This is a genomic window from Maribacter ulvicola, assembly GCF_900155985.1.
Classification (GTDB): Bacteria; Bacteroidota; Bacteroidia; order Flavobacteriales; family Flavobacteriaceae; genus Maribacter; species Maribacter ulvicola.
This window is the reverse complement of the sequence record NZ_FTMA01000003.1, coordinates 150,218-172,274: the sequence shown is the minus strand read 5'-3', so window position 1 is coordinate 172,274 and position 22,057 is coordinate 150,218. Positions and strand designations below refer to the sequence as shown.

The 22,057-nt window shown below is 33.3% G+C and carries 18 protein-coding genes; all 18 read right to left on the bottom strand.

Annotated features, from left to right (window positions below; genetic code table 11):
• A complete protein-coding gene (locus tag BW936_RS11510) occupies positions 1 to 1,134 on the bottom strand; it encodes a glycosyltransferase family 4 protein (RefSeq protein ID WP_076548547.1) in 1,134 nt (377 codons plus the stop codon).
• 2 nt (positions 1,135 to 1,136) lie between these two features.
• A complete protein-coding gene (locus BW936_RS11505) occupies positions 1,137 to 1,787 on the bottom strand; it encodes a sugar transferase (protein ID WP_317042890.1) in 651 nt (216 codons plus the stop codon).
• A gap of 108 nt (positions 1,788 to 1,895) precedes the next feature.
• Positions 1,896 to 2,978, bottom strand: coding sequence for a hypothetical protein (locus BW936_RS11500; protein ID WP_076548546.1), 1,083 nt, complete (start codon positions 2,976 to 2,978; stop codon positions 1,896 to 1,898).
• 121 nt (positions 2,979 to 3,099) lie between these two features.
• Positions 3,100 to 4,056, bottom strand: coding sequence for a hypothetical protein (locus BW936_RS11495; RefSeq protein WP_076548545.1), 957 nt, complete (start codon positions 4,054 to 4,056; stop codon positions 3,100 to 3,102).
• 9 nt (positions 4,057 to 4,065) lie between these two features.
• Complete coding sequence (locus tag BW936_RS11490; protein WP_076548544.1) at positions 4,066 to 5,514, bottom strand: MBOAT family O-acyltransferase; 1,449 nt, start codon at positions 5,512 to 5,514, stop codon at positions 4,066 to 4,068.
• Position 5,515: 1 nt separating this feature from the next.
• On the bottom strand, positions 5,516 to 6,715 hold the full coding sequence (locus BW936_RS11485) for a glycosyltransferase family 4 protein (RefSeq protein ID WP_076548543.1): 1,200 nt from the start codon (positions 6,713 to 6,715) through the stop codon (positions 5,516 to 5,518).
• A 7-nt stretch (positions 6,716 to 6,722) separates the two neighbouring features.
• On the bottom strand, positions 6,723 to 7,880 hold the full coding sequence (locus BW936_RS11480) for a glycosyltransferase (RefSeq protein ID WP_076548542.1): 1,158 nt from the start codon (positions 7,878 to 7,880) through the stop codon (positions 6,723 to 6,725).
• A gap of 6 nt (positions 7,881 to 7,886) precedes the next feature.
• Entirely contained in the window at positions 7,887 to 8,966 is a 1,080-nt protein-coding gene (locus BW936_RS11475; protein ID WP_076548541.1) for a glycosyltransferase, read from the bottom strand.
• 55 nt (positions 8,967 to 9,021) lie between these two features.
• Positions 9,022 to 10,872 (bottom strand): asparagine synthase (glutamine-hydrolyzing), encoded by a 1,851-nt coding sequence (asnB, locus tag BW936_RS11470; protein ID WP_076548540.1) that lies wholly within the window; start codon positions 10,870 to 10,872, stop codon positions 9,022 to 9,024.
• A 102-nt stretch (positions 10,873 to 10,974) separates the two neighbouring features.
• On the bottom strand, positions 10,975 to 12,081 hold the full coding sequence (locus BW936_RS11465; RefSeq protein ID WP_076548539.1) for a glycosyltransferase family 4 protein: 1,107 nt from the start codon (positions 12,079 to 12,081) through the stop codon (positions 10,975 to 10,977).
• 122 nt (positions 12,082 to 12,203) lie between these two features.
• Positions 12,204 to 13,373 (bottom strand): O-antigen ligase family protein, encoded by a 1,170-nt coding sequence (locus tag BW936_RS11460; protein ID WP_143744131.1) that lies wholly within the window; start codon positions 13,371 to 13,373, stop codon positions 12,204 to 12,206.
• 146 nt (positions 13,374 to 13,519) lie between these two features.
• The gene (locus BW936_RS11455) at positions 13,520 to 15,259 is read right to left on the bottom strand and encodes an Ig-like domain-containing protein (RefSeq protein ID WP_076548537.1); all 1,740 of its coding nucleotides are present in this window, start codon (positions 15,257 to 15,259) and stop codon (positions 13,520 to 13,522) included.
• 540 nt (positions 15,260 to 15,799) lie between these two features.
• On the bottom strand, positions 15,800 to 16,183 hold the full coding sequence (locus BW936_RS11450) for a hypothetical protein (RefSeq protein ID WP_076548536.1): 384 nt from the start codon (positions 16,181 to 16,183) through the stop codon (positions 15,800 to 15,802).
• 132 nt (positions 16,184 to 16,315) lie between these two features.
• Positions 16,316 to 16,648, bottom strand: coding sequence for a hypothetical protein (locus BW936_RS11445; RefSeq protein WP_076548535.1), 333 nt, complete (start codon positions 16,646 to 16,648; stop codon positions 16,316 to 16,318).
• A 294-nt stretch (positions 16,649 to 16,942) separates the two neighbouring features.
• Complete coding sequence (locus BW936_RS11440; RefSeq protein ID WP_076548534.1) at positions 16,943 to 17,845, bottom strand: glycosyltransferase family A protein; 903 nt, start codon at positions 17,843 to 17,845, stop codon at positions 16,943 to 16,945.
• A gap of 3 nt (positions 17,846 to 17,848) precedes the next feature.
• Positions 17,849 to 19,384: a lipopolysaccharide biosynthesis protein gene (locus BW936_RS11435; RefSeq protein WP_076548533.1), complete on the bottom strand. Its 1,536-nt coding sequence runs from the start codon at positions 19,382 to 19,384 to the stop codon at positions 17,849 to 17,851.
• A gap of 196 nt (positions 19,385 to 19,580) precedes the next feature.
• Positions 19,581 to 20,861: a nucleotide sugar dehydrogenase gene (locus tag BW936_RS11430; protein WP_076548532.1), complete on the bottom strand. Its 1,281-nt coding sequence runs from the start codon at positions 20,859 to 20,861 to the stop codon at positions 19,581 to 19,583.
• Positions 20,862 to 20,959: 98 nt separating this feature from the next.
• A complete protein-coding gene (locus BW936_RS11425) occupies positions 20,960 to 21,952 on the bottom strand; it encodes an SDR family oxidoreductase (protein WP_076548531.1) in 993 nt (330 codons plus the stop codon).
• Positions 21,953 to 22,057: the final 105 nt, after the last annotated feature.

The following is a 22,057-nucleotide window of genomic DNA, read 5'->3' as shown; positions in this document are numbered from 1 at the left end:
TTATAAGCTCATGAGTTCCTCATAAACCGTCAATGTATTATCGATCATTTGGCGGTTTGTGAAATGCTTTAAAGCTTTTTCTTTTCCTCTTATGGCAAATGTATTTCGTAGGTTTTCGTCTAAAAGCACTTGTTCTAATTTCTGGCCTAATTCGGCAGCATCTTCCATTTTAAATATCATGCCGTTTACGCCGTCATCAATTTGGTCATAGGCACCGTTAGAATTGGCCCTAATGGTACAGCAACCGCTCATCATGGCTTCTACAGCTACCAATCCAAAAGTATCGGAACGTGATGGCAGTACAAAAACATCGAACAGTTGATAGAAAGGTTTTGGGTCTTGAAAAGAAACTATTGTGACCTTATCTTTAAGTTGCTGTTCTAGAAGCATATCATCAAGCCATTTCTCCTTGTCTTTGTTTAAATAATCACCTAATAATACAAGGTGCATATTACTTCTAATTTCTGGCGAAAGAAAAGAACCAATCGCTTCCACCAAAACATCGGTACCTTTCATTTCTGAAATTCTACCTACAAAACCAACGATCAATTTATCGGTAGGTATGTTATGATCTAACTTTAATTGGTTGATGCTATCTTTTGAAATTGGTTGGGCAAAGCGATCAGAAATACCATGGTAAACCATGCGTATGGTTTTAGGTGGTGAATGCATTACTTTTTCCGTAAATTCTTTAGAACCTTGGCTTACTGCAATTAATAGGGTAGGGTGCTTATATCTCGCATTTGGTGTAATGGTATCTGCGTGAACGGTAGAGACATATTTACGCTTTAAGATCCAAGGTATAAAAGTAAGGTTTGGAGAATGGCAATGAATTACATCTGCGTTCAATGTCATAAGTAACCTACTTATTCTGGTAAGGCTAGCAAGTGACAACAATGTTTTTTTTAGAGGATTGCCTGTGGGTTCCTTAAAATAATGTAAATGAACACCTAGCGCGTTGAATTCTGATTTTAATTCTTCAAAAAAAACGGTATTGGTGGTTCCTATACTTTTAAAACCACTGGTAATAATGTGTATATCATGGCCTTTGTTTATGAGCCCTCGGGTAAGTTCCAAAATATTGGTGGACAATCCATCCTTACCAAAACGCATTACGATAAAAACAATCTTCATAATTAACTTTTTTTAAGATGTTTAAACTGTTCCCATGAACTTCGCTCCACATCTAAAAATTCCATACCTGGGTTACCTTGGGGGTTCACTTCAATATCATCTGACGAAACTACCTTCATTAAAGTCTGCCAGAATATTTTTAAATCGGTAGCAAAGGTCAAATTTTCATAATATTGCACATCTTTCTCAAAGCGATCTTCCCAACTAATAAAATTCCTGCCAGATATTTGTGCCAGACCCGTGATCCCCGGGCGAATTAAAAAACGCTTTTTTTCCCTTTCTGTATGGTAGGGTAAGTAGCGTATTAATAAAGGCCTTGGTCCAATTAGGCTCATATCGCCAATAAGAACATTCACAAGTTGTGGTAGTTCATCTATTGAGGTTTTGCGTATAAAAATACCTAGAGGAGTTAAACGTTCTGTATCTGAAAGTAAGTTTCCGTCAGCATCTTTTTTGCTGTTCATGGTCTTTAACTTAAAGACAGAAAATAATTTCTCATTTTTACCGGGTCTTCTTTGGGTGAAAATAGGATTTTCCTTAAAGCTAATAGCTAGTATTATAATGGTTATCACTATAATAGGAGAAAAGACTAGCAGACCAAAAAGAGCTAATATAAAATCTAAAGGGCGTTTAAAATATTTTTTATATATCATTTTGGGGATGGTATTGGTACCTAATCAAAAACGGCTAATTTAAACCATTATTATACGTATACAAAAACAAGGATGTTTTAAAAATAGAGAGTTTCTAATTTACCATTGTTATTCTATTTGTAATGAAGATCGTTGTAATGTCCAACGGTTAATAGTATCGGCCATAAATTCTAGATCCTTTGTGTTGTACCTAAAATCGATATGAATGTTTACTAAAAATTTATAGTCTTGGGCTATGTTATTTTGTGGCCACAGTTCTGCCGGGTAAATCATGTGGGTAATTAAAAACTGTTTAAAATCCTTAAATAACTCCCGTTCTTTAAAGGCTAACAGAAGGCCAAAAGGTGTTTTACTTTCCTCGTTAATTATTTTAAACGCTTGTGAAGGGTGTATGGCCTGTAGTATATATGCTAAATGAGTTTTTTTATAGGCGTTAAAATCTTTAAAAAGAGCGTTACGTATTACGGTTTCATGTTCAGCTAACAGTGGTACTATTTCTTGGGTATTTCTAAGTAGTACTTCTCCCTGGCTATATTGTTGTAAAAAGACGCTTTTTTCTTCTTCTTTGTTACAGGTAGCTTTGGTTTCCATTGCACTATCGATCAGCGCCCATGATTGTAGCATAGGGTTTGTTTCAATGGCTATGTTGTTTTTTTCTAGTGGTTTCAGCGGAATGCTACATTTGCTTTTAACCGGTTTCCAGGCAATGCCGCCAAGGGGTATGGGTAGTGTTTTTCGTAATGATGCTATACAAAAATCTGCTTGGCTGTCCATACAACCTTTAGAGAGCCAACCATGAGAATGATCTTCAATAACAATGGGCCGTTCTCCATTAGGTATTTGGTGCTCTTTTAGCCCCCAATAATTATTAGCGATTACTATATCATTTGCTGTAAATAAAGACCAATCTATTTTAGAAGTGGCATCAAACGGGTCAATGTCATAATAGGTTATAGACTCAAATTCTTGTTCAAGCCAGTTTTTAACGAACGGACAATAATAATTTGGTATCCAAATAGCGTTGATATGTTGATGTTCTAGGATACCGTGAATTACATATTTTATAGCATAGCGTCCAGCATAGAATAATTCATGCGCGCCAAGGAAGTGAGCATTAGAAGTATTTTCTATGCCATCAATAGCTTGTTTGTGAAATATAGACCCAAAGCCTATGATTGTATTATGCATCATATAAAGGAACCAAAAACTTATTTAAAAAAAGGTAGAATTCGAAGAATATCATATTTTAAAGTCAAACTACTGAAATGATCTTGTTAGTTGTGAAAGGGCTATACTTAAGATGCTCGATCCACTACTTCTTGTTCAATATGTCTGTACTCTTTATATCTTCAGCTAGTAGTTTCGTAAATCTTTCAGCACCATTTTTATTGAGGTGTTGTGAATTGTAGAAATATTTTTTTTCATTAGAAATGAAATTAGAAGAATAATCTAAAAAAAGAACATTATTATTCTTGGCCACAGCTTTATAAAAATTAATTACCTCTTTTTTATTCCGAATTAAATCTTGGGAAGGTAAATAAGTCGGCGGATAAACCATAATAATATGAATATTATCTTGAACTAAACTCTCAATATATTGGTTAAATTTTTCTTTAGAAGAATTATTCATCTTAATCTGAATTCCATTGGGGTTAGAAGCTTTGAATTTATCAAAACTATTATCCCAGATATAATCTTTTTCTTGATAGCCTTTATATTTTAAATCAATTTGTCTGTGAATTCCAAAGTTACTGAGAAGACCATCCATTATTAATCCAAAATAACCGGAATATCGATAAAATGGTAGATGGTAATCGATAAACGAAAACCCCTTATATTGTTCGGTCATGGCAGAAACTCCATTTAACTTTAAATAAGGGGCAAAACGCATATATCCAATCAATTCTTCTTTTTTTTGTAAAAAGTCGTTTCCTACTATTTGTATTATTAATTTAGGTTTAGGGTTGTACTTTTTATACAGTTCATATTGTAATAGTTGTGGTATAAATTCGTTCCCGTCCATTCCTAAATTGTAGGAATTTTGATTTAAGATAGTATCTAAAATTTTTGGAGATACTTGCACTAAAGCTTTTGAGCTTCCATTAATAATTATATCGGCATTTAAGGTTCCATCAACTATTTTATTAATTGTATTATACGTATCAGATTTGGATTTTCGAAGACCAGTGGATACTAAATAATCTAATGTATAAAGAGTTATTAATGATATAATTCCAAAGACGATAACTGTTGTTATAAACTTTTTCATACTCTAATTTTAAAATTGGAAGTAAATAAAGTCTTGAGATTTACCAGCGAACACTAGAAGTAATAAAATCAAGAATATATAGAATACCCATCTAAGTGTTTTTGTTTTGGCCCATTTCATTTCTGATATTGCATATTCTCCCCTTCTACCAAACCATTCTATAATTATAAAAATCAAAAGGAGACCGATAGCTTTATAAAAAGACATCATATTAGAAAAAATGGGTTTATCTATTATAGTTTCAGAAAATATACCAAGTATATAACTCATAGCGTGACGTACACTTTCGGCTCTAAAGAAAATCCATGCGAGAACTGTCATAAAAAAAGTTAGAAACATAGATAATACTTCTTTAAAAGATGGCCAAGAACGATCAAACCCTATTATTTCTATATTATTTCTATTATTTTTCGTGAGTAGTAACGGCAAGAAATATAATGCATTTAAAAGACCCCAAATGACAAAAGTCCAATTGGCGCCATGCCAAAATCCACTTACTATAAATATAATGAAGGTATTTCTAACCTTTGAACCTAAACTTCCACGACTTCCTCCAAGAGGAATGTATAGGTAATCTCTAAACCAAGTTGAAAGTGATATGTGCCACCTTCTCCAAAATTCAGCAATATCCCTAGAAAAATATGGAAAAGCAAAGTTCTTCATTAGGTTAAATCCAAACAATCTAGAGATACCAATAGCTATATCGGAGTATCCTGAAAAATCTCCATAAATTTGAAAGGTAAAGAAAAGTGCCCCTAGAAATAGGGTGCTTGCATTGAGGTCATGAGAATTATTGAAAACTTCGTTGGCTAATAGTGCACAATTATCTGCTATTACAACTTTTTTGAATAAACCCCAAAGAATTTGGCGCATTCCATCAATTGCTTTATTGTAATCAAATTTTCGCTTAACATAGAATTGGGGTAATAGAAGTGTTGCACGTTCTATTGGTCCAGCTACCAATTGAGGGAAAAAGCTAACAAAGGCGGTAAATGCAATGAAATCTTTAGTAGGCTCTAATTTCCCCCTATATATGTCTATTGTATAGCTTAAAGTTTGAAAAGTATAAAAACTGATTCCAACTGGTAGTATAATGTTTAATGAACTAATTCTAATATCACTACCAAAAAAAGTAAAAGCTTCTATGAAATTCTCAATAAAAAAATTGTAATATTTAAAAAAACCAAGAAAACCTAGATTAACTATAATACTTATCCATAGAAGTGTTTTTCTTTTATTAATTTTTGTGGTTTTTCCAAGTGCCTTACCTACAGAAAAATCTATTATTGTGCTAAAAAGGATTAAGCTTAAAAAACGCCAATCCCACCAACCATAAAATATATAGCTAGCTGTCACAATTAGAAGATTCTGTAGTGTTAAATTCTTCTGAACTGCAAACCAGTAAAGTAGAAACACTATTGGAAGAAAAATCGCAAAATCTAAAGAATTAAATAGCATATTAGATATTGTTTTTACTCAAATTACGCTCAATCAATCGATATTCGTCAAGAATTTCAGTCCAGACGAAATTACGATCAAATCGTGAAGTAATCTTATCTCTAGCACATTTTGAAAGTTTTATAAGAAATTCTGGATTTTTAATACATAATTGCATTGCATTCAATAAAGCTTGGGTATCTTTTGATGGTATAATAATTCCATTAATATTATTTTCGATAATTTCATTAGAACCATTGATATCGGTAACAATAGCGGGTAACCCCATGGCACCTGCTTCTAAGACTACATTGGGGAATCCTTCTCTATAACTAGGGAATACAAAAATATCTGACATTGCCAAATACGGTCTAACATCATTTTGGTGCCCTACGTAATGTATGGCATCGTTAGTATTTATAATGTTCCAAGTATCTTCAGGTAACAAATCTGTTTCACCTTTATCAGAACCCACCATAACCAGTTTTACATGGTTATGTGAAGCTGAAATCTTAGTAAAGGCCTGGGCCAGTTCGTTAACGCCTTTGTCGTTTACCAACCTACCTATGTATAGGAGAACAACATCTTTTTCAGAAACGCCTATTTTCTTACGTAATAGTTGATTTTCGGTTGTGGTAAATAGGGTCTTGTTAAACTTTACTAAATCAATACCGTTAACATTACCATTAGCTATCACTTTTAAGGGCTTTTTGGTGATCTTATACGCTAATAGATCATTTTTAACCCCATTGCCTTCTGGGTATAGGTTGGTGGCAAACCTACAGATTAGCTTATCGAAAAAAATTAAAATGGTCTTCATCATACCGGTTTGGGTAGGAAAAATTAACCCGGTAAAGGTGTGCACTCTTGCTGGTACTCTTGCAAAATACCCGGCTATCATCGTCAATAAACCTGCCTTTGGGGTAATGCTATGTACCATAAATGGTTTTTCTTTCCTAAAAAGTATATAAAGGCGGTATAAAGAAACAAGGTCTTTTACAATGCTTATTTTTCTTTCTATATTAATTTCTTTGCTGCGTACGCCCTCTCTTTGTTTTAACCTTTCAATAAAATAGTTATCTGAATCAGAGCCAATGGCCAATATATCATAGTATTGGTTTAAAAAACGCAATTGGTCTTCTAGTAATACATATAGTGACCCGGATAATGCGGCGGTACGTATTACCTTTTTTTTGTTTTTTGGGGATTGTGCTTCCTTCATATACTTATTACGATAGTATTTCTTTGGTGTACGCTTCTAAAATTGGTTCTCTTTTAAAATCTTGTATACGCTCTTTTACTTTGGTTCTACAATTTTTTAGATATTCTGGATGTGCTATGCAATAGGAGAGGCCTTTTTGTAAAAGATCACTATTGCCAACAGGGGTAAGAATACCATAATCTGTAATCATAATATCCGTTGTGGTCACTTCTTTTTGTGGTAGCTTCATAATTTCGTCCGGTCCAGATTTGCAGTTGGTCGTTAATAGGGGTAGCCCACATGCCATGGCCTCTAGTAACACATTTGGAAAACCTTCATGATTTGAACCAAATATAAAAAGGTCTGCTTTTTTTAAAAAACGAAAAGGGTTATTGTCAAATCCCAAAAAGTGTACCCTTTCTTTCAGTCCTTTAGTTGCAACAAGTATTTTTAAATGTTCTTTTAAAACTCCGTCACCAAGAATAAATAAATGAACCTGAGGGACATCTACAATGGCAGTTATCAGTAACTCATGATTCTTGCCAGCATCCATTCTGCCTACCGTTATAATATTGAAGTTGTTTTTTTTAAAGATAGCACCATCGGGTTCAACATCATTTATATTCTCAATATTTATGGGGTTATGAACAACCTCAATTTTTGAAGCATTTATGCCATAATTTTTAACAAGATCATTAGCATTACCATGAGAATTACAAATAATCTGGTCCGCTTTTGGGTAGAGACGTTTGATTAAAAAATTATTGATTTTCGACTGTACATTATTATAACCGTACTGCATGCTAGGGTAAGAGCGCTCACTAATACTAATTTTATATGTTTTTTTGGTAAAGTATTGCGAGAGTATATTTATATAACTAGGACGGGTTAATAAGGCAAAAGAATGTGTAATTTTTAATTTCTTTAATAACCTGGCATATTTATACGCCAACCAAGGTAGTTTTATGAGCTTAAAAAGCCCATGTTCATCTCCTTGAGATGTTTCAATATAGTGAATGGGAATGTCTTTAGGTATATCATAACTAATAGTAGTGTTCATTAATACCAAATGTACTTCAATACCCTTGATTTTTAGATAGGGTAGTAGGTAAGAAACCACACGTTCCGCACCACCACCTGCTAAAGAATATATTAAAATTGTTATTTTAGTTTGTCTTTTGGTCATTAACAATTATGTAAGGCTGTTCTTAAAAAACGTTTCATATTCTTTTAAAATTATCGCTTTATCGAACTTTTTGTAAACAGAATTTGAAACCTTGTCTGGATTTAATGGAGTGAGATTGTTCAATTGATATAAAAATTCATCTTCGTTATCAACCAGAAATCCATTTACGCCATTTTTTACAATTTCCTTTGTGCCTCCGGGAACATCAAATGCTAAAACAGGTGTGCCCACTGCACAGCTTTCTAGCAAAGCATTTGGAAAACCTTCTGATAATGAGCCTTGTAAGAAATAATCGCTATTGCTTAAAAAATGAGCAACATCTTTAGTATATGGAATATGGATTATCTTTTCTGATATACCTAAATTATTAGCTAATTCAAATAAAGTGTCTTTTAAAGGACCATTGCCAACAAGAGTATAAGTAAACGGTTTTTTGAATTTTGACAATATACGTAAGATTCTTTCATGTCCCTTTACGTTAACAAATCTACCTACAGTAATGAAATGATAGTTACTTTGTTTTTCAAATTTTGTTTTTACATTTTTTACTAAAAATTTATCTGTAATCGGGTTAGATAATACCTTAAGTTGTTGTTTTTGCAGGTCAAAGAGTTTAATACAATCATTTAACATGTCTTGAGATTGGCAAACAATAAAATCTAAATTTTTAAATGCTTGTTTCAAAAAAATAGAAAATAAATCAAATTTCTTCTTAACATTTAGAGCATTATAGACTGAAGTAATAGAAGTTTGTCGCGCAATAAATGTAACTTTAGGAAAAAAAATAGAAATATACCCTAAAACTAAATTTACATGCGATAAAGTTCCAAAAACAATGTTTGGTTTTTTGGTGTAAATTATTTTTATTAAATCTGGAATAGCATAAAGTACTCTTTCATTTTTTAAATATGTAACCTTTAGATTTTCCAGATCAAATGCTTCACCTCTTTGTTTGCAAAGTACAATCATTTCGGAATCAAAACTATTCACATCAATATTAGAAGCCAAATAGGACATAATTCGTTCTGCACCTCCGGGACTCAAGTTTGGAATTATGAATAGTATTTTTATTTTTTTATGTGCCAAAGATTTAAGTTTTTAGGAGGGCTTTTGTAGAATTGAATAAACTTTTTATATAGATTTACCTTAGTGCTATACCTTTTCCATTTTTTACCAACCATTGTTTTAATACTAATAATTTCCAAATCATAGGATAGTGGTTCCAAGTACCGTTCATATGTTCATGAATCATTTTTGTCACTTCTTTTGGAATTATACCAGGAATGTTTTTTAATTCATTCGGGGCAAGTTCTGTAAGAATCATATCTTTTAAATCATTTCTAAACCATACCTCGAACGGCATAGTAAACCCAGATTTTGGTCTGTCAAAATAATCTTGTGGTACATGGTCATATAGTAAAGCTTTAAGTATCCGTTTTTGGTTTGTAGGTTGATACTTAAAATCCGAGGGTAAGCTTTGAGCAAACTCTACAACTCTATAATCTAGAAATGGCGAACGTGCTTCTAGGGAAAAGGCCATAGTAGCTCGATCTACCTTGGTATTGATATCCCAACTTAAATAGGTCTTTAAATCAATATCTCCAGCTCTTTCGTGTAGCCCTTTTTTGCTATGTGTTAAATAGTGAAGTTCTTTAAAATCATATGGTTTTTCCTCTGGTATTAGCCAAATTTCTTTTGGTCGATATAGTGAGGATAAATATGCATAGTCTTCGTTTTTAGACTTTAATATTTCAGCAATAGTTTTATGCCTAGTTATTGGTGAAAGTTTCATTAATTGTGCTGCCAATAGTCTATTAAAATAAGGGATTTTAAAAATCTTACTCATTTTGTCAATCCTATTATATCTATGATAGCCTAAAAATGCTTCATCGGCACCATCACCAGACAATGCGACAGTAACCTTTTTTTTGGTGTGTTTAGCCAAGAGCATAGAGGGGATGGCCGAGGCATCTGCAAAGGGTTCATCATAAAAATGATTAAAATTACTAATCAAATCTATACCTTCTCGATAATCGCATTCAATTACAGTATGTTCCGTCTTTAAGTGGTCAGCAACTTTTTGGGCATAAATACTTTCGTCAAAACCTTTTTCATTGAATTTTACAGAAAAAGTCTTTACTTTCTGTTCTGTGTCTTTTGCGGCCAATGCAGCTATGAGTGAGGAGTCTACCCCACCTGAAAGGAATACGCCTAACGGAACGTCGGCAACCATTCGTTGTTGAACGGCATCCGTTAAGAGCTCTTCTAAATCAATCTTGGCTTCATCAAAGGTGCCAGAATAGCGTTCTACGATGGGGGAAGCGATATCCCAATAGGGCCAATCGTTAAATGCTTTGGCTTGAAGGTCATAAGTGAAACAATGGCCATCATCTAGTTTCTTGATTTCGTTAAAAATAGAATAAGGATGGGGTACAGAATTCCAAGCTAGATATTTCTGAATTGCTAAAGCGGAAATGGATAAGTTTTCATTAAACATTTGTATAGAAGAGATTTGACTGGCAAATTCAAATCCTTTTTCACTAAGCTGGTAGTAAAGTGGTTTTTGACCTAAACGGTCTTTGGCACCAAACAAAATTTGCTTTGTTTCATCATAAATCACAAACGCGAACATGCCGTTAAAATGGTTTACACATTGTTCCCCATATTCAAGGTAGGCGGCACAAATTACTTCGGTATCGCTACTGGTATGAAAATTATGACCTTTATTGGATAAAGTTTCGCGAAGACTTTTGAAATTATAAATTTCTCCATTAAAAACCAAATGAATCTGGTTTTCATAAGTAAAGGGTTGGTTAGAGCGAACATCCAAATCTATGATTGACAGTCTGTTATGACCAAAGGTAATAGGTTTGTGGCTAGTTGTATAGCATGATATGCCCATTTGATCAGGACCTCTAAAGCCAGTGCGTTCCAATTTTTTTTGTACTTGCTCTTTATGATAAGGAAGGGTTGTTCCGTAGATTCCGCACATAGACAATATTTATTCTGTTTTTTTATTAAAGCTTAATTCGTTGAAATCATAACGCTAGGAATAGCGAAGGATTGTGTAATTTTAAATATAATTAAATACCTATTAGCTTTCTATAACTACCACTGATTTAATTAAATTCATCCATTGGTTGGCAATTGTTTCCATCTCATATTTTCGACTGTTGACTATCGCTTCTGCGCTAAAACGTTTTCTTAATTCAGAATCTTCAATTAGTTCTATAATCTTCCTAGTTAATTGTTCTTGATTTCCTACGGGCACTAAATATCCATTTTGTCCGTTTTTAATGAGGTCAGCAGGACCGTGTGGACAGTTTGTAGAAATACATGGAAGACCAAAATATAAGGCTTCTAATAGTGCATTTGGAAATCCTTCATGTTCTGATGTAAACACAAATAGGGATGCTTGTTGGTAAAAGAATGCAACATTTTGTTTTGCGCCTGCAAATTCTACACGATTCGATATACCTAATTTTATTACCAAGTTTTTAATTTTTTCAAGGTTGGGTCCCTGTCCTAAAAAAATTAAACGCCAGTCTGGGGCTTTGATTTTAGCAAAAGATTTTATAAGTATATCTTGAGCTTTACCATTTCTAAAAGCACCTACATTTAGGATGATCTTCTCTTTTGTGCAATTTTTCAGAGTTTGAGTATTCCTTTGGTTTTGTAAAGTATCGGCAACACCATTTGGAATAACTTTAATTTTACTTAATTCTACAGTTTTTTGATAGTAATTTTTATTTCCTTCAGTTTGTACTACTAATTTAGAAATATAGCGATAACTAAAATCTCTAAGTCGTTCCTGCATTCTAGGAAGCTTATCAAAATCGTGATTCGCACGTTCACTTACAATACAAGGAATTTTTAGTGATTTAGCTACCCATGTTGAGTAAATATTAGTTTTCATCATGAAGCTTAGTACTACATCTGGATTTTCTTTTTTAAGGAAGTACTTTAGTTTTTTTAGGCGTAAGAATACATCCTTTAAACTTTGAAGTATGGTTGTCTTCTCTTTAGGTTGTTCTAAACAAAAGTACCTTTTAATTTTAGAATTTAAAGGGTAGAATGATTTAGTGTTTACTAATGTGATAATTGAAACATTATGTGTTTCTGCCCAATAGTTAGCCAAACCGGTTACGGCTCGTTCTGCCCCACCTGCCTGTAGACCATAGATTATAAAAACTATTTTCATTGGAAATTATTTGCGATTACTACTAAATTTACCATTATTTATAAACCTGTATTAACATTATTAATTGCTAAACATTTCTTTTTTATCTAATACTTTAAGATTAAATAAGTGGGTAGTGTTATTTAGGATTTTAAAGAAGCAGGTTTATACTTATTCTTTATTAACGACATTTTTGGGCTGTTTAGTCTTTCTTTTGTTGCAATTGTTGTTTGATACTGTAACCACATAGTGAAGAATAAAACATAACCAGAATCAAAAAAATTATGATTAGTCAATAAAAATAAGCATAAGGCAAACGTCATAAGGGCAAGATGCGGTTGTTTTAGAAATACTCTTGAAGTTTTTAATAATAAATCAAAAAACATAATTAAAAAAATTAGTAGAGTAAAAATTCCAGCATCCCCTATAATTTTCAAATAAGCATTATGCGCCCCAACTGCACCAGCAACGCCACCACCACCAAAAGCATCATAGCCATTGCCAAATAATGGTTTGTCCATCAAAGCAGGATAAAATAACGCCCAAGTTTCAGTACGCCCGCCCTCTTCTAATTTGTTAGTTTTATTAGATTTACCTTCCAAAATATTACTCATAGCCATTAAACGTGGATTAGATTTGGGTAGAAATGCATTAAATGTCAATAAACCAACAAATAGGCCTATGCCAACTGCTAAAACGCGTAGATTTTTTAATGACAAACGTATAGAAAACAGATTCATAAATAACCAAACGAGAATAAATGTTCTCGAAAATGTTAAAAAACCTACAATAGTAAAGGTAATTTGACCAATGGTTTTCCATTTGTTGCAAAGACCATAAGTTAGCCCATATCCCATCATACATATAAAACCCAATCCATTAGGATTTAAGTAAAATCCACTATACCGCCCACCATCTTTTAATGGATCAAAAAATATGAAGATTTGAAGAAAAACCGTTGATGCACCCAATAACAAAAAGAAAAAAAAATCTTTTTTAGAAGTGTCTTGTACTATGGCATAACCACCAATAATTACGACAAAATATTTAATGATTATGATAATAAAACCTATTTCGGTAGGCATATAAAGTTGACCGGATAAACTACTTATGCCAAAATATAGTACCCCTAGTAATAATAGCCATTTATTAACAGACCACTTTTTTGAAATAAAAAAATAAAAAATCATCAAACCATAAGAGAGATAACTAAGATAGCTAGAATATACGGGACTTATTTTTGCCAATACCCAACCAGGTACATTGAGCATAATTAAAAATAGAGTCGTATACCTTAAAATTTTTAATAACACGAAGACTGATTTTACTTTGCTGTGAAATTAAAGAATATAAAGGTGTTTTAATCTAAGTTTTAGATAAAATGTATGCTTAATCATACAAACAAAAAAACCAAGAGTTTAATATCTTGGTTTTTTGTGCGAACTATAAGTTATAATAGTTATTTTAATGAAAAAAGAAACATTTCTATATTTGTATACCCATCATTATTATGATCTCCGGTTGCTGAAGCGGATAAATTTCCGAAATAATTTCTTTCCCAATCATCTGCCATACCATCTCTATCTGTATCGTAATCTGATAATCTCAAGGATGCACTTTTAAATGGTGGAGTTGTATAACCGAAAATTCCATTTTTTTTGTAATATGTATCTATCCAATGACGATCTAATTCATCTCGAAATATACTGTTTCCAACAGTTGATAATACTTTATTTTCGATACTTTTTTTCTCAGTCTCCCAAGATGTAATAAGGCTATTAGTAATTACCCTATTACTTGCGTTAAATTTTTGAAGTTGAGAATTATAATCATTAGCCCCCTGTTCTTTTGGACCACTAATAAAGTTTCCATTAACAAAAAGCGCACCACTACCTTCAGGATTGCCGTATCCCTGACTATCCCATGTAATTACATTGTATCGACTAGGGTCGCTATTAAATGATTCATATACATTTGAAATCAAATCTACATGGTTTCCTCTACTTAATTCCGCTCCTGATTCATAACCATAAATGATATTATTTATAAATTCTAGGTTTTCGCCATTTGCACCATACCCTACTAAAGGATTCCTAGTATCACATTCGGTAATATAATTGTTCAGCATGGATAAATCAAAAACAAAAGAACCTCTTAAAATAGCTTTACCTTGCTGTGTGTTTTCTCCAATTAAACAATTTTGAAGTGTAACCCTTTCTAAAGTATTATCCATATTTTGACCATCTGGATTAAAATTCTCGTCTGAACCATGAGACATTGAAACATGGTCAATTATTATGTCCCTTTGGTCATAACCCCCGACTCCCCAATTCCGTATTCTAATAGCATCATTAGCTTCTATTGTTGCTATATCAGGTCTTATAGTAATATAACTTATAATAACATTTGATGTGTATATTTCAATACCTCCCCCTGTAATAGTAATTCCAGGGAAAGGTGCAGTTTCTCCTGCAATAGTTATATTTTCCTCCGCAACGTTTTTTGTATAATCAGTGCTACCAATCTGAAGACTTTTTTCATCATTTAATTGTATAATACCACCAACGTCAAAAACTATTATTCTAGGACCATTGACATCTAACGCTTCGCGTAAACTTCCAGGTCCATCATCATTTAGATTGCTGACATGAATAACCTTGCCACCGCGGCCCCCAGTGGTGTATTTCCCAAAACCCTCTGCCCCAGGAAAAGCCAAAAGTTCGCCCATATCACTAGAAGTAATGGTCACGGTTGCTTCTTCTTTGGTGGTGGTACCCGATTCTCCATCGACCACTTCAGCAGTATAGGTAAAGGTGTCCTCAGCTACAGGGGTGGCTTCCGGTGAGGGAGTTTCCTCTGCAGATGTTTCTTCTGAAGTAGGTTCACTTACCGGTGTATAGGTAAGGGTGTTGTCGTTATTAATAGTTACGTTGCCATTACTAGGTGTTGAGGTCTCTACAATAGTTACATTGGCAGGGTTGCTAAAACTGTCATTATTTAAAACATCCATTAAGATGGAGTTTTGGCCAGGTGCCATATAAAAGCTATCATCTGCCAATAAGGCTATACTTTGTAAGTTGTCCTCTTTAGTAATAACGTATTCAGATAAAAGGTCGGCATCTTTACTGCAAGAGAAGAGTAGGGAAAGGGCAAAACTTGACAGGGTCAGTTTAACGGTGAAACTAAAAAACTTTGACATAAGTAGGTAATTTTCTTTTTGAATTAAAATTATTGCACTTTGGGTTACAATAATAATCTAATATTTTAAATAGTCGATGTAATGTTAATTTTATTCGTTGAAATGTGTTATATGATTTGGGTACTAGGTGTTTAACGTTGTAAATCATGAATTATTTCTTAGAAACGCATTGATCGATTAAAGGTAATTATTGATTGTAAAAAATTAGATTGTTATAAATAACCCTTTGGTTACGTTACTTATCTGTTGATCGGATGTTTTTAATCGATGAACTGCATCTATTTCCTTGAAAACTCGATGAAATACTTATTTCGTTAACATTTTTTTTGAGTTTACCAATAATTATGATGCTATAGATTCTTAAGTTGACGCTATAAAAATAATTTCTCAGAGATTTTGATGGTATCCGCTATAAGACAATAATTTAAGAGAAAAATTTATTGAGTCCTTTTTTCTTGAAGGAATTTCAGTTTATATGTACAGGTGACCTTTTAAAACGTATAGTTTTACCACTTATTTATCTAAGATCTGTTTTTTGTTTTATTTGGAATCTAAACGCTTCCAAATCTGTACTAAAGCCCACGGAGATAATTCATGTTTGGTATGCGTAGAATCAGATAAAATATTGAAACGACCATTGTTAAACGTTTCCACCTTTTTCTTAATAAATTCATCATATTGTAAATAACCATTGCCACCATAACAGCAAGGGTCATATGTATTGGTTATTTGTGTTTGTGATCGGTTAGGTCTAGTTGAACCTAGGATGTAGAGGTCTAAATAGTTTATTTTCGTATAAAGTTCAGAATAAATTTGCTCAAAATATCCATAGTTATGAGAACTTTCTTGGTATCTAACAAACATAGGAAAACTGCCTGCAACAGGATAGCTGTTATCAATTCTCAAATCTAAAGCTGCCGCCAAAGTGGTTGTTCAGCCACCGCCACTTACACCTATTATTGAAATATCATTGAATTTTTTGGTTTCAGCATAGTTTAACATGGTAATTACAGGAACTATAAAATAGTGTAACGGGTTCGCTAAATATTCAAATTCTTAACAATTTAATAGATGTATTTTTCCAATTTTTGGTATTTCAATGATAGGTCTATTGTTTCTTTCTTTTAAGGGCATTGCAAATGAATAAATAGTAAATCCTTTATTTAAAAAATAAGCGATAGTTTTTTTTCCAATCAAGAAATCCCCACTATGTCCCTGATGATATAACACTAAACGGTTATTAGATTTTGTGAGATGAAATTTGTAGCCTGTTGAATTGATATTATGCTTTTGAATTATGTTAAATTGTTCTAATTTTTTTAAATTGTGCAACTCAATAAAATTCTTGTCATTTACCGTATCGATGGAATTGGGTACCAATTCTTCCAATATTTAATTTTTAAATAATAACTCTTTGAATGCGCCGCCTAAGGAATCATTTTTTGTAGAAGTTGTCGTTTCCAATTCATTTAATTCAGATTCGACATAGTGAACATTTTCTAATGGATTGTCTGGTTTAAATACTGTATTATCCTATAGGTGCTTTAATACTTGGTATGGGAATACTTGATATTTACCTATCATTATACCATAAAACGTAGTTGCAACCAATAAAATAATGATAAAACTTAATCTCAATACTTCTCTTTTGTTCATCATCTTAATTAAAAAAAACAGATTTAATTAAGATGATGAACGGGCTTTCTCAAGTATCTTTAAAGGAAGTTTAAAAAGAAAAATTAAAGTAACAGAAAAAAGCTTTGTACCAGATAGTTTTGCGTCTTCGTCTTTATATTTTAAACGAGCTCTAAAATAAGAATAACTCATATTGCGATAGTAATTTGATCGTAAAATTTGACTTATAGTGGGAGTGGCTAATTCATAATATGCACTGTAATATATTCTTTTTAGCACTTTTAATTTGGTTTTTTTTTGTTGAGTAATTCCAGTTGGATTAGAGAAATAGGTGCGATGAATAAGATTCACGCAAAGGAAATCATAATGTTTATTGATTCTATTCCAGCTAATACTCGGACTTATCCGAGAATTGGTGTTGGTGTATTTTTTGTGTTTTAATAATACTTCTGTACGCCAGCTGTGCCATTTTTCACCAGCTATATTTTCTTTTCGATCTAATACCCGTTCTTGAAAACTCACCTGCCAGAAATTTTTAGGCCATTTTTCCCCAATTAGTTTACCGCTTTCATCTTGTACTAGTGTCCATACTGCTCCAATTTTATTTGGATTTGTACTATTATTAATCGTGTCCCAAATTAATTTTAAATCGTATAGGGTATTGGAGACGAAGGTGTCATCAGCGTCAGCATTAATAGTGATAGGTTGTGTACAAAGCGTAATTCCGCTATTTATGGCATATGCTTTGCCTTGATTTTTTTCCATTTTATGGTAAATAATAGGAAATTGACTGGTTTGTTGCCATTTTTCAACAAGTTGTTCTGTATTATCAGTGCTTCCGTCGTCAGAAATAATCCATTCGAATTCTTTATAAGTTTGTGAAAGTAAAGACTCATAAACACGATGAATCAACTCTTCGGAGTTATAAGTAGTAGTTAGTATGCTGAACATAATTTATTTTTTTAGGATGGATAATCTTAATCTTTGTATAACATCTCTACAATAAGAATTACTGATATAAAGTAAAAACCCAAATCCAATACCACTAACTAAGCTTACCACTAAAGCGTTTAATGACCATTGCATAAAGCTAATTGGTTCCAAATTAATTAGAGATAATATATAAATTGTAATTATAACGTTTAATGCAAATGTTAAGAGTAGTTTTATGACACCACTAAGGTATTGCTTATGGCTATTTTTAAATCCACGTTTATAAACGTAATAGGGCCGCCAAATGCCCTCTATACTTAAAACGCTTATAAAGGTGCCTATTAATAAGCCTGAAATGCCTAACTGTTGAACCAATATAATAGATAAGGTAAGATTGATTCCGCTTTTTACTATAGGCGCCCAAACATCGTCATAAAGTCCATACGCTTGTTTAAAAACCTCTGTAGGCTGCACAATTTGTCTAAGAAAAAAAATGGCAGCAAAGATGATGATGGTATTTTCAGAGAGCGTATATTTTTCGCCTAACCAAAGGCCTATAAACGGATTAATTAGATAAAAAATGTTAATGGCGCCAAACCCACCAATGAAGTAGCGTAACACCATCATTTCCCAAAATACCTGTTTTATGCTTTGGGGATTATTTTCGGCTACTAAATTACCAACGCTGGCTTTAGATCCGGCAAAGACCTTAGTAACCAATGTGCCTAAATTGACCAATACCAATTGATAATTGGCAAAATAAGCCACCAGTTCTGCACTCAAAAAAAAGAAAATTAAGATGTTATCTAAGCCACTAGCTAAAAATTCCCCTATTTTGTGAATACTGATCTGCTTAATCTTAGTGACTAAAGAGGTATAGCTTTCAAATTTACGCTCACCTTTGGTAACTGTGGTAGACAGTACAAGCCATGGATACTCTTTGGCTATTTTTTTTCGTATGAATACCGTATAAATTAAGCCAGTTAACACCTCTAAGGATATCCACAATACAAAACTTTGTAAATAGTATACTGATATGGCTTGTAGTAAAATCTTAGAAATATTAAAAGATTGATAGTACTTGGCAACGATATAGTCCTTCTGATCCGCTTGAAGAAGGATCATATGGTAATTGAAGAAGTAGCCAAGTAAGGAGGCCGTTAATAATCCAAAAAACGTTAGATAAACGAGCCATAAATTAATAGTAACATCGTTGAAAATGAAAGGGAAAAATAATGAAAGAAGTATGCTCCCGGTAAGTATGAAAAAACCTATTTTCTTATAAATGTGACCAAAAAATTGAATAATGTGGTTTATTTCTTTATGGTCATTTTTATGTAAAGGTTTGTATAAGGTATATCCTATGGCGGTTCCTATGCCAAGGTCAGCCAAATTGATAAAAGTTAAGAAACTGCCAAGGGTAGAAACAATACCCATAAATTCATCTCCCAATCCATCTAAGAAAATTTTTCTTGAAATAAATTGTGATGCGATAAACAGTACATGGAAAAACAGCCCTACTTTGGCGTTTTTAATGGTTTTTGCTAGACGTGACATGATACGTAATTGATGGAATTCATTATTTTGAAATCATGGTCCTCTTTTTAAAATAAAATACTAGTATAAGTCTTTTCATTTTGATTGGAAGTTAAAACCTGACCAATAATACGTTGGTCAGGTTTAGTTTTTGTCAAAACAAGTGTAATACTATGACAATAGTTAAAGGCAATTGCACTAGAACAAGCTATTTGGCTTATAATCTACCATCAACGCCTTCGGTCAAAATACCTTTAACATCATAAATGACTCCTGTTCCAGCTAATAAACTTTGTAGCTTTAAGGTTAGAAATTCTTTATGTGCCACGGTTAAAACAATAGCATCAAATTTTTGTTGTGGTAATTCATTGGTTACCTTTAGGTTGTATTCATGCGCCACTTCTTTAGGAGATGCCCAAGGGTCATATACGGTAACATGAGATCCATAACTTGCCAAATTGTTAATGACATCAACCGCTTTGGTATTTCTAACATCGGGGCAATTTTCTTTAAAGGTGATCCCTAAGACCAAGATATTACTGCCTTTTATTTTAATGTCTTTTTGTACCATAAGTTTTACCACTTCTGAGGATACATATTTACCCATGGTATCGTTCATACGTCTACCGGCCAAGATAATTTCTGGGTGGTAGCCAAATTCTTGGGCTTTTTGTGCTAAATAATACGGATCTACACCTATACAATGCCCGCCAACCAAACCGGGTTTAAAAGGGAGAAAGTTCCATTTGGTACCTGCGGCTTCCAATACTTGGTGGGTGTCAATGCCCATAAGATTGAAAATTTTTGCCAATTCATTGACAAAGGCAATATTAATATCGCGTTGCGAATTTTCAATGACCTTGGCAGCCTCGGCTACTTTAATAGTAGGGGCTAGGTGCGTACCTGCTGTAATAACAGAGGCATAAAGCGCATCTACTTTTTTGCCCACCTCTGGTGTTGAACCAGAAGTAACTTTTAGGATCTTTTCTACCGTATGCTCTTTGTCACCCGGGTTAATACGTTCTGGAGAATACCCGGCAAAGAAATCTTCATTAAATACCAGGCTACTTATTTTTTCTAAAACCGGTATACATTCATCTTCGGTAACACCTGGGTATACCGTAGATTCATAAACGACCGTATCTCCTTTCTTTAGTACTTGCCCAACGGTTTCGCTTGCTTTATAAAGTGGTGTTAATATAGGTCTGTTGGTACTGTCTACAGGTGTTGGTACCGTTACAATATAATAATTACAATCAGCAATATCTTCCAATTGATTGGAGCAGTAAAGACCCGTTTCCATTTTTGGAGATTCTTGTAGTACATTTTGAAGAATAGCATCTTCAACTTCTAAGGTGCTGTCATGACCTTTACGAAGTTCATCTATACGGCCTTGATTAATATCAAAACCAATTACAGGGTATTTGGTGGCAAATAAACGGGCTAAAGGTAGGCCTACGTAACCTAAACCAATAATGGCAATTTTTATGTCTTTCATACTCTTGTTACTTCGGTTATGGTACATAACCTTAAATTATTAAATCTTTGCGTTAAGCAACTTTTTATATTGTTTTTTTAACTCCTAACTCCTAAAATTTACTTCAAATGCTCCCAATACCATTTCACCGCTTCTTTAAGTCCGGTTTTAATGTCATATTTAGGATCGTAACCTAGTAGTTCCTTTGCCTTGTCAACCGATGCTAGGGAATGTGGTACATCGCCAGCTCTGGTAGGACCGTACACGTTTTCTACTTCTTTAATTTTAGGGTCGTATGCCCCTAAATATTCCTTTAGCAGTGCGGTTAGTTCCTTTAAATTGGTACGTTCCCCAAAGGCGGTATTATATACGGTATTCAATGCATTTTGGTTGTCGGTAACCATAGCACGCACGTTCATTTGAATAACGTTATCAATATAGGTGAAATCTCTTGAAAAAGATCCATCGCCATTAATTACCGGAGATTGGTGTTGCATTAACTGCATCACAAATTTTGGAATAACGGCCGCATAGGCACCGTTTGGATCTTGTTTACGGCCAAAAACATTAAAATAACGTAAACCGATAGTTTCTATGCCATAGGTTTTACTGAACACATCTGCATATAACTCATTAACATATTTTGTAATGGCGTAAGGGGAGAGGGGTTTACCAATTATATCCTCTACTTTGGGCATGTTGGTAGAATCGCCATAAGTAGATGAACTTGCGGCATAAATAAAGCGTTTTGCTTTGGCGTCTCGTGCGGCGACCAATATATTTAAAAATCCGGAAACATTAACGTCATTGCTGGTAATGGGGTCGTTAATAGATCTTGGTACAGATCCTAAGGCGGCTTGATGCAAAATATAATCTACACCCTCGCACGCTTTTTGGCAGTCGGCTAAATTTCTTATATCACCTTCTATTAAAGTGAATTTTGGATTTTCTACCAAAGGCGCAATATTTTCGCGTTTACCAGTGGCAAAGTTATCTAAACAGGTAACTTGGTTGCCATTTTGTAATAAAGCGTTACAAAGGTTGGATCCTATAAAGCCGGCACCACCAGTGACTAGAATATGAAAGTTTGAATTGAGATTGTATAGATTCATTTATGTGTTTTGAGATTGCATATAGGTATAATTAAACTGAAAATTTGTTTTGTTATTATGTAAATACACCAGAATTTTCGAGAAGTGTAATTTAGCTTTTTATTA